General features: G+C 60.4%; 14 protein-coding genes. 3 read left to right on the top strand and 11 right to left on the bottom strand.

Translation table 11 applies throughout. The features are described from left to right. Nucleotides 1–140: 140 nt before the first annotated feature. Complete coding sequence (locus ACSMXN_RS06105) at nucleotides 141–2,609, top strand: CoA transferase (RefSeq protein WP_035944489.1); 2,469 nt, start codon at nucleotides 141–143, stop codon at nucleotides 2,607–2,609. Between the two features lie 49 nt (nucleotides 2,610–2,658). Here ACSMXN_RS06105 and ACSMXN_RS06100 read toward each other — a convergent pair whose 3' ends face one another. The 6 genes from ACSMXN_RS06100 to ACSMXN_RS06075 form a co-directional block, all read right to left on the bottom strand. After that, nucleotides 2,659–3,417, bottom strand: a complete 759-nt coding sequence (locus ACSMXN_RS06100; protein ID WP_022914906.1) for a GntR family transcriptional regulator — start codon at nucleotides 3,415–3,417, stop codon at nucleotides 2,659–2,661. Nucleotides 3,418–3,591: 174 nt separating this feature from the next. Then, the gene (locus ACSMXN_RS06095; protein WP_022914907.1) at nucleotides 3,592–3,870 is read right to left on the bottom strand and encodes a hypothetical protein; all 279 of its coding nucleotides are present in this window, start codon (nucleotides 3,868–3,870) and stop codon (nucleotides 3,592–3,594) included. Nucleotides 3,871–4,167: 297 nt separating this feature from the next. Further along, the gene (locus ACSMXN_RS06090) at nucleotides 4,168–5,028 is read right to left on the bottom strand and encodes an acyl-CoA thioesterase domain-containing protein (RefSeq protein ID WP_022914908.1); all 861 of its coding nucleotides are present in this window, start codon (nucleotides 5,026–5,028) and stop codon (nucleotides 4,168–4,170) included. Then, a complete protein-coding gene (locus ACSMXN_RS06085) occupies nucleotides 5,025–5,336 on the bottom strand; it encodes a metalloregulator ArsR/SmtB family transcription factor (RefSeq protein WP_022914909.1) in 312 nt (103 codons plus the stop codon). The genes ACSMXN_RS06090 and ACSMXN_RS06085 overlap by 4 nt, the downstream gene beginning before the upstream one ends. Nucleotides 5,337–5,394: 58 nt before the next feature. Then, a complete protein-coding gene (locus ACSMXN_RS06080) occupies nucleotides 5,395–5,805 on the bottom strand; it encodes an OB-fold domain-containing protein (protein WP_027139839.1) in 411 nt (136 codons plus the stop codon). Beyond that, complete coding sequence (locus ACSMXN_RS06075; protein WP_022914911.1) at nucleotides 5,802–7,007, bottom strand: thiolase C-terminal domain-containing protein; 1,206 nt, start codon at nucleotides 7,005–7,007, stop codon at nucleotides 5,802–5,804. The genes ACSMXN_RS06080 and ACSMXN_RS06075 overlap by 4 nt, the downstream gene beginning before the upstream one ends. Nucleotides 7,008–7,152: 145 nt before the next feature. Here ACSMXN_RS06075 and ACSMXN_RS06070 point away from each other — a divergent pair, with 145 nt between their 5' ends. After that, nucleotides 7,153–7,647: a thioesterase family protein gene (locus ACSMXN_RS06070; RefSeq protein ID WP_022914912.1), complete on the top strand. Its 495-nt coding sequence runs from the start codon at nucleotides 7,153–7,155 to the stop codon at nucleotides 7,645–7,647. 72 nt (nucleotides 7,648–7,719) lie between these two features. Here the strand turns inward: ACSMXN_RS06070 and ACSMXN_RS06065 are convergent, their stop codons facing one another. Beyond that, nucleotides 7,720–8,547 carry an enoyl-CoA hydratase/isomerase family protein gene (locus ACSMXN_RS06065; protein ID WP_081649295.1) on the bottom strand — a complete coding sequence of 276 codons (828 nt, stop codon included), beginning with the start codon at nucleotides 8,545–8,547 and terminating at the stop codon, nucleotides 7,720–7,722. Between the two features lie 306 nt (nucleotides 8,548–8,853). Here ACSMXN_RS06065 and ACSMXN_RS06060 point away from each other — a divergent pair, with 306 nt between their 5' ends. Then, nucleotides 8,854–10,101 (top strand): ABC transporter substrate-binding protein, encoded by a 1,248-nt coding sequence (locus ACSMXN_RS06060; RefSeq protein ID WP_022914914.1) that lies wholly within the window; start codon nucleotides 8,854–8,856, stop codon nucleotides 10,099–10,101. A gap of 96 nt (nucleotides 10,102–10,197) precedes the next feature. Here the strand turns inward: ACSMXN_RS06060 and ACSMXN_RS06055 are convergent, their stop codons facing one another. From ACSMXN_RS06055 to ACSMXN_RS06040, 4 genes are read right to left on the bottom strand one after another with little or no spacing between them, the layout of a single operon-like run. Continuing rightward, the gene (locus ACSMXN_RS06055) at nucleotides 10,198–11,619 is read right to left on the bottom strand and encodes a VWA domain-containing protein (protein WP_022914915.1); all 1,422 of its coding nucleotides are present in this window, start codon (nucleotides 11,617–11,619) and stop codon (nucleotides 10,198–10,200) included. Nucleotide 11,620: 1 nt separating this feature from the next. Then, nucleotides 11,621–12,502, bottom strand: coding sequence for an AAA family ATPase (locus ACSMXN_RS06050; protein ID WP_022914916.1), 882 nt, complete (start codon nucleotides 12,500–12,502; stop codon nucleotides 11,621–11,623). Nucleotide 12,503: 1 nt separating this feature from the next. Beyond that, entirely contained in the window at nucleotides 12,504–13,616 is a 1,113-nt protein-coding gene (locus ACSMXN_RS06045; RefSeq protein ID WP_022914917.1) for an acyl-CoA dehydrogenase family protein, read from the bottom strand. A gap of 55 nt (nucleotides 13,617–13,671) precedes the next feature. Beyond that, nucleotides 13,672–14,562 (bottom strand): SDR family NAD(P)-dependent oxidoreductase, encoded by an 891-nt coding sequence (locus tag ACSMXN_RS06040; RefSeq protein WP_081649297.1) that lies wholly within the window; start codon nucleotides 14,560–14,562, stop codon nucleotides 13,672–13,674. Nucleotides 14,563–14,574 lie beyond the last annotated feature (12 nt).

Raw genomic sequence — 14,574 nt, 5'->3', positions numbered from 1 at the left:
CGAAAACTGATGTCGTTAGATTATTTACAGCACGGCCGTTGTGCGCCTAACATCTGCGGAGACCCAACACCGAAGACGTGATTGGAGGACGCCTCGGAAATGCGGTCCTCCGCGCACCATACGATCGCGAGGTTGTGACCATGGCCAAGACCGTATTCGAAGATCTGACCGTCCTTGAGTTCCGCGCCGGGTCCTCGTCGGCCGCGTTGGCGGGCGTACTGCTCGCCGACAACGGAGCTCGTGTCATTCTCGTAGAGCCACCGGAGGGTGATTCCCAGCGACGGCGGAACCAGTCTGGCTTCCTGGTCTTCAACCGGGGCAAAGAGAGCTTGGTGGCAGATCTCCACACGCCGCAGGGTCAGGAACTCGCGCGTGAATGGGCGAGCAGGTGCGACATAGTCATCGAGGGATTTGGCGCTCAGACTGCCGCCCGGTTCGGAATTGGTTACGAAGCGCTCTCGAGCGCCAACCCTGGCCTTATCTATTGCTCCATCAAGGGTTTCGGATCGTCCGGCGGGTACGCCAGCATTCCGGCGTATGAGCATGTCGTCCAGGCCAAGGCGGGCTACTTCACCCTCGGTCAAGGAGGAATGTTCGGATACCGCGAGGGTCCGATATTCGGAAACGCCACTTTCGCGGGGACCGGTGCAGGCATGCTGGCTGCCTCTGGAATCGCCGCGGCCATCGCAGTACGTGAGCGGACCGGTCGGGGACAGTTTCTCGAAACCACCCTCGTTCAGGGGCTCTCCGCGACCGACTACTTCGGCACAGCCCACTGGCAGTGGGATCGCAAGCTGATATCAGCGCCCGTCCCAAAGACAGAGCCGAGCGAATCGGCCCAGAAGTCAGCCTCGGTTCGCGCTAGCCGATATTCCTTTATGCCCTGCACGAAAGATGGACGATGGGTCTACTTCACAGCCATGCTCCCCCATCAGTTGTCCGCGATCCTGCGCGCGCTGTCCATCGCCGACCTTCTCGACGATCCCCGGTACGCCGACGCACCCCAGTTTGGAACAGCGGAGGATGCGCAGGCGCTAGAAGACCACATCTGGGAACGGTTCCGCACGAAGACGTTCGAGGAATGGGATCCGCTCCTGCGCGCGGAGAGCGACGTGGCGTACGAACTCGCTCGTACGAGCGAGGAGGGGCTCGACCACCCACAAGTCCGCCACAACGGTGAGGTCATCGTCGTAGACGATGAGGATCACGGTCCAATCGAGCAGGTGGGGCCGCTGGTTACTTTCGGCCGGACACCATCGCGGGTTAAACGATCGGCGCCGAGGCACGGGCAGCACGGCGACATTCCCACTGCGGTTGCGCGTGACAAATGGGTCGACGCCTCAACTGGCACTTCTGCCACCCCGGCGCACCCGTTCTCCGGTATCACGATTCTCGAGTTCGGATATTTCTACGCGATGCCGTTCGGGGTAACACTCGCGGCGTCCCTTGGTGCGCGGGTAATCAAGATTGAGGATCACCGTGGTGATCCCATGCGGGTTTCCTTCGGTGCGCCGGAGACCGGCGGCGTCAAGACGATGGAAGGTAAAGAGAGCATCTCCGTCGATCTGCATAGCCCAGCAGGTCGCCGCATCGTTCAAGAGCTTGCCGCGAAGGCTGACGTATTCGTAAACGGCTTCCGCCCGGGCGTGGCCGAACGTCAGGAACTTAGCTACGACGTGTTGAAGCAACTCAACCCAGAGATCATCTATCTGCATGCTGCCGGCTACGGTGTCGACGGCCCCTACGCCGATAGGCCCATCTATGCCCAGTGCGCCTCTTCGGTCGCTGGGTCGGTCAATCGCCAGGCAAGCGCCTGGATGGATCCCACGCTGATCGAAGGGTTTGCGGTTCCGGAGCTACAGGCAGTCATCTTGCCGCGGCTGCGCGGCCAGACCGACGGCGACTCGAACGCGGCGCTGGCCGTGTTCACGGCGATATCGCTTGCGCTTTGCCACAAGGCGAGAACCGGTGAGGGTCAATTCCTGTCGACCAGCATGATTGGCGGCAATATGTGGGCTTATGCAGATGACTGCGTTCGCTTCGCGGGCAAGAAGCCGTTTCCGCCCACCGACCCCGATTTCTACGGCCTCTCGGCCCTGTACCGGCTATATGAGACCGCCGCTGGCTGGGTCTTCCTTGCCGTCACGACCGACGCCGAATGGAACGCGCTGACCGAAGCGATCGGCCACGCCGAGCTAACCAGCGACGAGCGGTTCAGCACTCCGGGGGGCCGAGCCGAGCATGAATCCGAGCTCGTGAAGATACTCCAGCGATACTTCGCCGATGGCCGAGCGGCACAGTTCGAAGCCACTCTCGTTCCAATCGGTGTCGCCTGCGTGCAGGTTTTTGAAGGGACGAACTCCGAGTTCACCAACACCGATACCGTGCTTCGCGAGACAGACCTCGTCACTGACGTTGAGCACCCGTTATTCGGTAAAATGCGCCGACACGGCCTGCCAATACAGTTTTCCGAGACTCCCGGGCGGATCGCTGCTGGCTCGCTGGTTGGCCAGCACACCCACTCTATTCTGGCCGAGCTTGGCTACGCTGACAGCGACATCGATGCTCTTTATGCGGCGAAAACCGTGCATAGCGCGACCTATTCATGACACGTGGCAGACCAGGCCAGGGGCTCGCGATCTAGGTACGGGCTGGCGCTCAGCTCATAACATCGACGACGGTCTTCGCGCCATGGCGTCGAACCACGCGCGGTCGAACCTCAGACAACGCGAACCTCCACAGGTTCTGGGCTTCGGTGGCTTTGCCTTCTTCAATCAGCGTGAATAGATCCTTCGAATACTTCTGCCTGAGCTCGACCGAAGCCATTGACACAGAAGTCCCGACTGAATCGAGAATCTCGCTGGAAAGGACTTGACGCAAGGTCGCCCATAGCAGCGCGAGCGTTCGGTTGCCGCTCAGATCCACGAGCGCTTCATGCAGAAGGATAGTCCTCGCAAAGTAGACCTGCGGATCGTCAAGCGCGTCCAGTTCCTCTTGCAGGATCCGCCGCAGCTCAAGCACCGCTTTATCGCGGCCGGGCTGTTCAGCCAGGATTCGCGCAGCGATCGGTTCGATCCAGATACGGGCCTCATACACATCCGCAAGGGTCACCCCTCTGGATTGCATTATGAGGCCGACGTAGTTCGCCGCGACCGAGATGTGCGGCCGCGATGCTCGAGCGCCGCCCCTCGCCCCTCGACGCACGACGATGATGTTCTCCGACTCGAGCACCCGCAGGGCCTCTCGCAGAGACGGTCTGGATACACCAAACCTCTGCATCAGCTCGATCTCTGATGGCAGCGCCTCGCCCTCCGCAATCTCGCCGCGAACGATCTGGCGACGAAGGGTGGCTGCCACGACCTCGGCGGTCTTCGGAGCGCGAACCGGTTGGATCGTTGGTTGTCTTACCGCGCTCATATGGCGACGTCCCTACCCAACTAGATTTAATCTCTACACGTATGAGCTCTGAGTACATCGTATAGAGCTTGTTTCGGTGGAGACTACATGGTAACGGATCCCGGGAAGCCGTCTGCTATCCGAGGCGGCGCCGCTGCCGGCGCCGGGAGCCTTCGTGCCTGAATCGAGAGTCTTCTACTCCGAAGCCTCGCCGATCGGGCTCAGAACGACGCTTATCGAGCCAGACAGCGGCACATCGGTTGCCTCCCAGTCACTGCCATCGGACGCGCGCACCAATAGGTGATCCGGTCGCTTAGCGTCCCAGCTCGCGCGTACCGCTGTTAGCGGCGGGATCATGAAGTAGCAGCCGCTGATCATCGGCTTTCCGTCAAGGACCCACATCTCGAAGCTGGGATCACCCAACACCTCTTCTTCTTCGTCAAGAAACGTCGGAGCACCAACAGGTCCGGTCATAATCACGCCTCCAATTACTGATTCCTTGGCTGGCTAACAGCCAGTCAATCCGCGGGTGCGAGCCGTTCGTCCATGGAAGGCCGACTTTCACGACCGAGGACAATCTGAGGCTATCCCATGGCGATGATTGATATAACTAAATCCGCACCAACCGTGCGTCGGCTTCACGGACTTCGCTCCGCTGGGAACGAAGCCGACATTGAGGACTGTGTCCTGGCGTGGGACGATCACGTCGGGCGCAAGGCGCAGCCTCGTCCGCATCGATAGCTTGCGCAGGGCTGGTCGACACATAAGGCGTTATCGAGCACTGGCCAACTGGCGGGTGAGTAACTCCTGCGAAAACGACGCCAGATGCACGCCGGATTTGTCATGCATCGTCCCCGAGACGAGACTTCGCGACGATGCCATTGACCGCAGGATCGTATCGACATGTATCCAAGCGTCAGCCCGGGCAGCACGGTGAAACCACATCGCATGGTCCAGGCTCGTCATCATGATCCGTTGCTCGCCGGAGCTTAACTCTGTACGGAGGTAATGGCCTGCGGCCGCACCCGTTCTTGCATCGGACATGTAAGCAAGGACGCAGGCATGCAGTGACCGATCGCGAGGAAGCGCTGATCGTGATCGCAGCCATGCGTGGACACGGTCAGCTGGACCGGCGCGGCCTCCGACACCACCCGGTTCACTGCTTTCGACGAGTTGGATCGCGTCGCTGAAGCCCCTACCCGCTGTCGTGGGTGCGTCAAGATCATCCGGCGGCGGCTCCCTCATCGCCGACGGCGACTGGAAGTCGACGCCTCCTTCGTCCGTATGGAAAGCGGCCTGCATAGTAAAAATCTCTCGTCCCCCTTGGTGAGCAGCGACGTGACGGCTGGAGAATGATCGACCGTCGCGAGTGGGGGTTACCGTGAGCAATATGTCTTCGTCGAAACGACCCTCGCGCAAGAAGGACGCATGAAGGGAGTGCACAAACCGATCCTCATCGACCGTGTACGACGCGGCGCGAAGGGCCTGCGCCATTACCTGACCGCCAAAGACATTGTTTCTGCCATGCAACCTCGGGCTGGAGGCCCGGTAGGTGAACGCACCTACGGTATGGAGATCAAGCACCTTGATGAGATGTGCCGTGTCATCAACCTGAAAGTGGCCTGCGCTCATGCGGCGACGTTCGCCAGGTCGTCGATCAGGCCGCGGAGCATCTCGCTGCGCAGTCGATAGAAGTGACGCCGTCCTTCCTTACGCGCGCTGATGCAACCGGCATTTATCAAAAGCTTTGTATGGTAGGTGATCGTCGATCTGGGGAGCCCGAGCGTGCTCTCGATGGCGCTGTATGCCAGCTCGTCGGTGCTAGCCACTTGACACAATATGTTCCACCGCACCTCGTCCCCAAGCGCCCGAAATATCTCGTGCGGCTGGACCTCGCGAGAGTGCGAGACATGCCGATCGAGATCGATATCAACTGTCACGTGGACCTCAGTTCACTCTGAAGGGTTTCGGGATGAGCGAGTTCGCGCCTACTGGCCCTTAGCGCTCGGCAGGCCGGAACATCGGCAGCGTCACCGTCTCGGACTGGATCTCGAAGGTCACCTCCACCGGCATATCGCATGCGAGGGTGTCAAACGCGCAATCGACTACCCCTGCAAACATCGAATAGCCCTCGTCGAGCTGCACGATCGCCATTACGGACGGAACCGGGAAGTCGGCGAACGGCGCTCGATGGATCACGGTGTAGGAGTACAACGTGCCGCGGCCGGCACCGGCAACCCAACGCACATCAGGCGACAGACAATGAATACATGCCACTTCGAGCGGGAACTGCGCGTTGCCGCAAGCACCGCAACGAGCGTAGAGAAGCTGACCTGAACGTGCGGCTTGCCAGAATTCAATCGACAGCGGCGTCGGATCCGGAAGAGGTCGACGGGTCGGCGCGTTCATCGAGCCCGTCCCAAGATGCACATCTCCACGTGGTGGGCGCCCGGTACAGAATTGGTGCAAACCGCGACCTCCGCGCCGGCGACCTGACGTGAGCCCTGATCCTGGCGCAATTGACGTACGCCTTCCACTACCTTTGCGGTCAACTGTGCAGTGCTGGCCCACATGTGCGAGAGGGTTCCTCCATCTACATTCGCCGGCAGTCTGCCATCCCGGGCCAGAGTGTTGCCTTCCACAAACGCGCCGCCTTCACCCTCGTCGCAAAATCCGAGAGCCTCGATCCACCTGATTACTTCGAAGGCCGTTGGGTCGTAGAGCGAGACGACGTCGACGTCAGCGGGCGTGACACCTGCCTGCCCAAAAGCCGTCCGCATTCGCTTGGCGCCCAGCATCCCCTCGTCGGAATTGAGGGATGGGTAGTGATGTGGGCCCTGAGAGATCTCCATCGCGCCGGCGAGAACCGAGACCGGCGGATGCCGCAATGACCTGGCCCGCTCCGCCGTCGTCACAACAAAGGCAGCGGCACCTTGGCCGACTAAGCAGCACTCAAGCAGATGCAGCGGTTCAGCTATCCACCTCGATGCCAATACGTCCTCAACGGTGTATGGCCCCCGCCCGTACATTGTGGCCTCTGGATTAGCGTGCCCGTGGTTGCGGATCGTGGCAGCGACGTGGGCGAGCTGCTCAGGCGTCGTTCCGTAGTCGTGCATGTGCCGCTGTGCGTTCAGCGCAAATCGCCACATCACACCGCCGCCAAAAGGATGATTGAATTCATACTGGGCGTAGCTATCGGACCTGGAGCCCAAGAAATCCGCGCCCGCGACCCGCGCGCCTCCCGCTAGGCCACCGGCTACGACGACTGTCTCGCATAAACCAGCTCGGATAGCCGCCGTCGCATTGAGCAGTCCACGGATGCCCACGGCATCAAGACCACCATCGATGACCCAGTTTAAGGTGACACCGAGTTGCCGAGCCCAGTTTGACGATCCACCGCCTGGTGATTGACCCGGACCGTTCCAGGCGATACATGCACCGTTAACCTCCGACTTGTCCAGACCAGCATCCTCGAGGGCCTCGACAACCGAGCGAAGCGTAATGCCCATCGAAGTCTCGTCGGGCAGGTAACGTGCAGCCTCCGGGATCGAAACTCCGACGATGGCGGGCGGTTCAACGGTATCTGTTGTCATGCCGTACGCGGTAACCATGAAATCGACGTCTCCTGATTTCCTGCTGATTCGAAAACGATTTCCAACCGTGGTGACCGCCACATCATATAGTTAGAGGATTCATATTTACTAGGGGAAGAGGGCTTAGACCTCGGCAACTCTATCTACGGGAGTCAGTCTCACAATGTATGAGCTCGCAGAATTCCGATGGCACACTGATGTCCTTCCGGCCGAAGACGACTACGACCTCCAGGGCCACCTGAATCACGTATCGACCTTTCGGATAATGACAACCCTGAAGACCGGCTACCTCCGAGAGGTACTAGACGGCGCCTGGCACCGCCAGGTCGCAGAGCGTACCCACGTCTGGGTTGTCGGTGAGGTCCACGTCCGGTACGCCAGCGAGGGCATGCCTGGCGAGCGGTTCGTCGGGCACACGCGTGTCCCTTACCGATCCGGAAGAGCCGTGGTCATCGAGTCGTTGCTTACAGTGGCGGGTACTGAACGCCTGATTGCCCACGCCTGGACGGTTCAACTTGTCAGCCGGAGTGGCCGGGCTGAATCCTGGCCACCCGAGTTCTTGGACGCGATCCAGACGTTCGAAGGTCGCCCCATCGCGAACTTCGCAGGCAAGCCGCGAGCGGCCTTCGGAGCCCTTTCGCCGTATAACCCGACCTAGCAGGGGCCGACTTCGCAAGACGAACTCGCAAGGCGAAGCACGTGCACGGCGCTCACAAGGACGTGCGTCGTTTCAGTAGCCGAGAAATGTGGCAGGCCGCCGCTCGTTAAACGCCTGATGCCCCTCGTGGTAGTCGTGACTTTGCTGGGCAACGCCAAGCGCATGCATCTCGACCATCATCGCGACCGTCGGGTCGTCAATGCTCTGACTCAGCAAAATCTGGCGGCGAGCGAGGCCCAGCTGGAGGGTCGGCAGACTTGCGATCTTCGTCGCCAACTCGACGGTCGCCGCATCCAGATCCTCATCCTCGACCACCTGACCAACGAGGCCGATTTGCGCAGCGCGATCGGCTGAAACCCGCTCAGCGGTGTAGACCATCCGGAAGGTGCTCTCCAGACCAATCAGGCGCGGAAGGAGGTAACTCGTGCCCGCTTCGAATGCAAGGCCTCGCTCAGCGAAGATCGCGCAAAAGACAGCGGAACGCGCGGCGATCCGGATGTCGGCTGCACAGGCCAGCGAGAGACCCCCGCCTACGGCCAGTCCGTTTACCGCGGCGATGATCGGCTTGTGGAGGCTGAGCAGCGTCCGAAGTACTACGTTCCAGTCGCCGAGGGGGTTCATCGCGGCGTTGCGCGGGGGGCGCGGGGGCGTTTCGCCCGCAGCACCCCCGGCCTGGCGCCGAGCAAGCTCTTTCAGGTCAGCACCAACGCAGAACCCTCGTCCAGCGCCTGTCAGAACGATACAACGCACCGAATCATCATTGTCGGCCGTTTCTAGAGCCGTGATCAATGATTTAGCTGAAAGTGAGTCCAACGCGTTCAGTGCTTCGGGCCGATTCAACCTCAGGACGACGACACCGACCTCTGGACGTTCGACCATAAGTACTGGGTTTGTAGCCATATGTACTCCGTTTCGATTGGGCGGCTAGCTCTGGCTCCTGGTTCATCGAGCTCGCCGGAAGCCCCTTTGCATGAGGGCTTGTACGACACTCGTCGGTTCGGCCGGTCCCTCGCGCGGGAGGCTGGGCCCCATGCCCAGGGGCTGCGCTCCGCCGGTGAGAACTATAGAGCCGACTATCACGGTGTAGTGAAAACTATTGAAAGGATGTAACTATATCGCTACGCTCCCGTCATCAGGGCGAACGGAATCCGTGTGAGAATTCCGCCGACCGTTCGCGGGGTCGCTGTCTGAGTCTAGGGAGAACCGTTGTCAGCACAGAGAAAGCTCCGAAAGCGCCTCATCGCCGTAGGCGCGGTGGCCATCGCCACCGCGATGGTGGCTGGGTGTAGTAGCAGTGGCAGCGGTACCGACGCCGGCCAGGCCGCGGCGCCAACCGAGGTATCAGCCTCAAACCTCACCAAAGCGCCGCTCGTTGTTGGCTCGATCAGTAGCGATACCGGCATCAGCGGCACCGGCAACGCCATTCCGCTGACCCTTCGAAACTGGCAGAACTACGTCAATGCCAATGGCGGTGTGAACGGACATCCAGTCAAGGTGATCTCCAAAGACGATGCGGGCGATCCGGCAAAGTCCATCACCGCCGTGAAATCTCTCGTCGGTGACGATCACATCATCGCGCTTCTCAATTTCTCGAATCTTGGTGACTCGTGGGGTTCGTACGTCGCGCAGCAGAAGGTCCCTGTTCTCGACGCGAGTGCCTCCATTGGGTTTCATTACGCAAAGGACGCCAACTTCTTCCCAACCGGCACCACGGTGCTATCCGTCGTGTGGGGTCAGACCTACGCGGCCAAGGTCGCCGGTGCGAAGTCGTTCGGCGAGTTCTACTGCGCTGAACAAGCGGCCTGCGCCCAAGCTGTACCGCTCGTCAAGGGCTACGCCACCCAGAACGGACTGACCTTCGCAACTGCGGAAGCGTTCTCGGCTTCGGCCCCCGACTACACCGCCCAATGCTTGGCGATGAAGAACGCCAAGGCTGACGCGGTCGAACTGGCCGGCAGCGGCACGCGGATTGTGGATGCCTGCGCTAAACAGGGCTACAAACCGATCTGGATCGTCTCCTCAGGTTCCTTCAACAGCGCAATGCGTGAGAATGCGAATTTCGATGGCACCGCCGGCAACATCGGCAGCTTTCCGTGGTTTCTCGACGTGCCGGCGACGCAGGAGTTTCGTACCGCGATGAAGCAGTACCTTCCTGACTTCAACGGGATTGACAGCCTTGCCGATATGAGCGGTATCTGGGAAGCAGCCAAGGTGTTCCAGAAGGCAGCTGCGAACGTCTCCGACACTCCCACCAGTTCGGATATTTATACCGGTCTCTATAGCTTCAAGGGCGAAACCCTAGGCGGGCTCGCACCGCCGTTGACCTACGTCCAGGGCAAACCGAGTGTCGTGCCGTGCTTCTTCCTCATCGGTGTCAAGGACAAGGCCTTCGTCTCTAGTACCGGCCTCAAGACATCCTGTCAGGACGATAAAGGCGCAAGCGGCGCTAGCTGATTCGAGTCAGGTCCAATGACACGGCCGGGCCACCCGATTTGGGTGGCCCGGCCGTGTCATTGAGTACGCCGGATCGCGTCGCTCACGCGCTGGTGTCTATTCAACCAACGCTGCGACCCGCTCCAGCTGCCGGATCGAGCGGCACTCGTAGACGCCATCGCAATAGGGCGCGTACCGGGAGATAACCGAATCACCCGTATCCCAATACGCTTTCTGTTCCGGATTAAGCCAGAGGATCTTATCGACGCGCTTGCTGATCGCCCGCAGAGCGTCGAGGCCCAGCGGCCGGTAGTTTGAGCGAGCGTCGCCGAGAATTAGCACTGTAGTTCGTCTGGAGAGCCGCTGACCCCAACGGTCGGCGAATGCGCTGAACACCTGGCCGTAGTCGGTATGGCCGTCGCCGGCGATCAGTGCAGCTTGCTCGCGGATCCGTATAAGGGCTTCTCCGACCGTACGACTGTGCTTTAGGTGCTCGGTGACCTCATCGACACCGTCGATGAACATGAAACTGCGTACATGCGCGGCATCGCCACTTACTGCGGTTACGAATTGCAGGGTAAAGCTCGCGAAGGCCGACACCGATCCAGAGATGTCGGCGAGTACCACGATCTGCGGCTTATGCGGTTTCAGCGCCTTGGTGACCAGCTCGAGCGGCACTCCCCCCGTGGTCAGCGAGGCACGCATCGTGGCAGGCATATTGAGAGCACCGCCGCGCCTCGAGCGGTCCTGGAGAGCCAATTTGGCTGCGAGTTTGCGCGCCAACGGCGCAATCGCTCGCTCCATCGCCTTGAGCTGCGCAGCATTGGCATGCATGAACTCGATATCTGCAGGCACTGGAATCCGAAGCGTCTGTGCAACTGCGTCCGGCCCCCGATCCGTCACAAGCCGTCGCCGGATATCTGCCTCTACCTCGCTGGTGAAGGATCGGATGCGGGCAGCGATCTGGATGGACCACAATTCATCACGCAAAGCGGTGAATTCTGCGGAGATACTCGATGGCGGATCCTCCTCACGGAGCCGACCGATCAGCCCATCAAGGTCGAAGGCCTTTAGCGTGCGGTAGGAATACAGCAGCACACCAGCTGGGCGTCCAGGCTGCATGTCCGCATATCGCTGTACGCCTTCAACGGCGATGAGCCGCAGTAGCGGAGTCGCGTCAGTCAGTAACGCGCGAAACAGCAGTTCCGATATTTCGTCATCGCTGCGCGAACTGAGTGCCCCACCACCAAAGCCGCTTGTTGCATCGCCCGAACCGCGGCGAGCCACAACCGGGTCAGGGGAATCTGCCAAGTCCGAGATCGGACGACGCAAGGCGAAGTATGCGTCGAAGACAACGTCGAAAGTTGGCACGTGCATCGCGTCTTTTACCAGAGTGCTCGCCAGAGCGGAGCGTAACTCCGCTCGATCGAGTAGATTCACGGCGCAAGCGGCGAGTCCAGCATCGACGGCTTCGCTCGTTGATACTGGTACTCCGGCAAGCCGGAGCTGATCGACGAGCCCTGCGAGCAAGTCGATCACGCTACCTCAGCACTTTGTCGAGAGCAGTGAGAGCAACCGTGAAGTCCGAATTATGCTTGAGCAGTATGTTCAGGCTGGCTCGGAAATCTGCTCGCTCTAGACCGTCGCCGCCGAGCAACGCGAGTGATCGGGCCCAGTCCAAGGTCTCCGATATCGAGGGATTCTTCTTCAGGTCCAGGGTCCGTAGCAAGCCGACGAACTCCGCTATCTGACGTGCCAAGACGTCGGACAACTCAGGCACGCGTCTCTGAATGATCTCCCGCTCGCGCTCGGCTGACGGGTAATCAAGATGCAGATACAGACATCGCCGCTTTAGCGCCTCTGATAATTCGCGCGTGTCGTTCGAGGTGAGAAACACCGCAGGTATGTGCTTCGCTGTCACGGTTCCCATCTCCGGAACTGAGAGCTGAAATTCGGACAAGACCTCCAGGAGCATGGCCTCAGTCTCGATCTCGACGCGGTCGATCTCGTCAATGAGTAAAACCACCGGCTCTGCGGCCCGCAGTGATTCGAGTACCGGACGGGACAGCAAGAACTCGTCGGTGAAGATATCGCCCTCGAGGTCGTGCCAATCCCTGGGCCGGTCGTCGGATATGACAGATTGGGCCTGGATCCGGAGCAGCTGCTTCTTGTAGTTCCACTCGTACAGAATCTTCGACTCGTCGAGTCCCTCGTAACATTGCAGGCGGATCAGGCGGCGCCCAGTCATCGCCGCGAACGACTTGGCGAGCTCCGTTTTGCCAGTGCCGGCCGGACCCTCTACCAGCAACGGCTTCCGCAAGCGCTCAGCCAAGTAGGTTACGGATGCGGTGGTTTCGTCTGCGAGATAGCCAGTCGATCCCAAGCCAGCGTGGACGGCGGTTACCGAGGACAGTACGTCCACGTCAGACGCCAAGTCGTTGTAACAGGGCCTCGTTGTGTGCCGTAGGTGTGCCGAACAGCAGCAGGTCACTCTTGGCCCGCTTGTAGAACAGCTGTGCTGAATGCTCCCACGTGAAGCCGATGCCACCGTGCACCATGATGTTGTTCCTGGCGACATCGAAGTAGGCTTCCGAGCAGTAGCTCTTCGATAGCGATGCCGCTGCAGGGAAGTCCTCTGGTTGGTTTACCGCCGACCATAGGGCGAAATATGCGGCCGATCTCGCGAGCTCTACTTTGATGAGCATATCGGCGCAGCGGTGTTTGACGGCTTGGAAGGATCCGATCGCTCGGCCAAATTGAAACCGCGTTTGAGCATATGCCACAGCGGTTTCGAGGACGTATTGCATTCCCCCGACCTGTTCCATGGCCAACGCAACTGCGGCGACATCGAGAACATAGGGAATCGCGCTGGCAGCATCGGCCGCGTTGCCGATCCTAGTCGCAGGTACTTGGGCGAGATCGATTCGCGCCTGCTTTCGCGTCGCGTCCATCGTGATCAGCGGAGTGCGGGTGAGGCCCTCGGCGTCGGCAGCCACCTCGAATAGGCCAACGCCATCGGTGGTACCCGCGACGACAATGATCGCATCAGCCTGAAAGCCATCGATCACGAAGTCCTTCGTTCCCGAGAGCAGCCAGCGACCGCCATCACGGACCGCAGTGGTGGAGAGCTGGGAAAGGTCCAGGCCTCCGATCGCTTCCTCGATGGCCAAGGCCATGACGCACGTTCCGTCAGCAATCCTGGGTAAGTGTCTTAACTTCGCCTCTTCGTCTCTGCTGGCCACGAGGACACCGGCGGCAAGCACGGCCGTTGACAGCAACGGCGCCGAGAGCAGCGAGCGTCCGGCCTCCTCCACCGCAATCCCCAGCTCAATGAAGGAAGCACCTGATCCGCCGTACTCCTCCGCAATGGCCAGGCCTTGAATGCCCATAGTTGCCAACTGGCTCCATACCTCGGGGTCGTAGCCGAGAGGGGTTTCAGATAGCCTTCTAAGGTCAGCCTCGCCCGCTTTGTCATCGAGAAACTCGCGCAGACTCGCGCGCAGAGCAATCTGCTCCTCAGTGAGAACTAAGGTCATATTCCGTCACCTCTCCAGTTCGCCTTCGCTGATGTCCATCAAGTCGCGCGTGCTTCTACATCATTCCGACCGAAGGTGGTAGCGGAGCGGAGCCGGCGAACGCCGCCTCGAGTGACGCGAAGTCCCATCGATTGCCGTGGTTGTGCAATGTCTGATGAACGGTCCAAGGCTGGTATATGCCGACCTCGTCCCCGAAGACCCCGAGAACCTGTCCCGTTAGGGAACAGGACGGGCCGGCCAGATAGGCCACAACGGGCGCGAGATTCTCCGGATGCCACTTGTCGAATGCGGTTGGATCGTCCGGAGGCTTCATAATCTCGACAAGCCTGTCAGTCGACGACGTCAACTGCGTACGCGCTGTCGGGGCGACGGAATTCGCGCGACAACCATAGCGCTGCATTTCTTTCGCGGCCACGAGGGTGAACGTAGCAATGCCCGACTTTGCCGCAGCGTAGTTGGACTGCCCGACGCTAGCGTGCAGACCGGACCCCGACGACATATTTATGACGGAGCCTGAAACGGGCGCGTTCGCCTTGCGTTGTTGACGCCAGTAGGCAGCAGAACGCTGCGTAGTGAGAAAGGTGCCTCGAAGATGTACGGCGCTTATCGCGTCCCATTCGTCAACGGTCATGTTCGCGAGCATGCGATCGCGCAGGATACCGGCGTTGTTTACCAGAACGTCCAGCCCGCCGAATCTCTCGATCGCGCTGTCGACCAATCGATGCGCTCCGTTCACCTCGCTCACACTGTCCGTGTTCGCAAAGGCGTCGCCACCAGCGTCGCGAATCTCCTGCGCCACTTGCTCGGCTTTCGACCCCGCATCGGTCGACGCTAAGTCGTTGACCACGACGCGAGCTCCAAGCGCGGCCATGTACAGCGCACACTCCCGCCCGATACCGCCCCCTGCACCGGTGATGATCGCTACCTTGCCGTCCAAGCTATTCAAGTACTGTCTCCT

The sequence above is a fragment of the Parajatrophihabitans canadensis genome (assembly GCF_053764775.1).
This window is presented reverse-complemented; position numbering and strand designations above follow the sequence as displayed.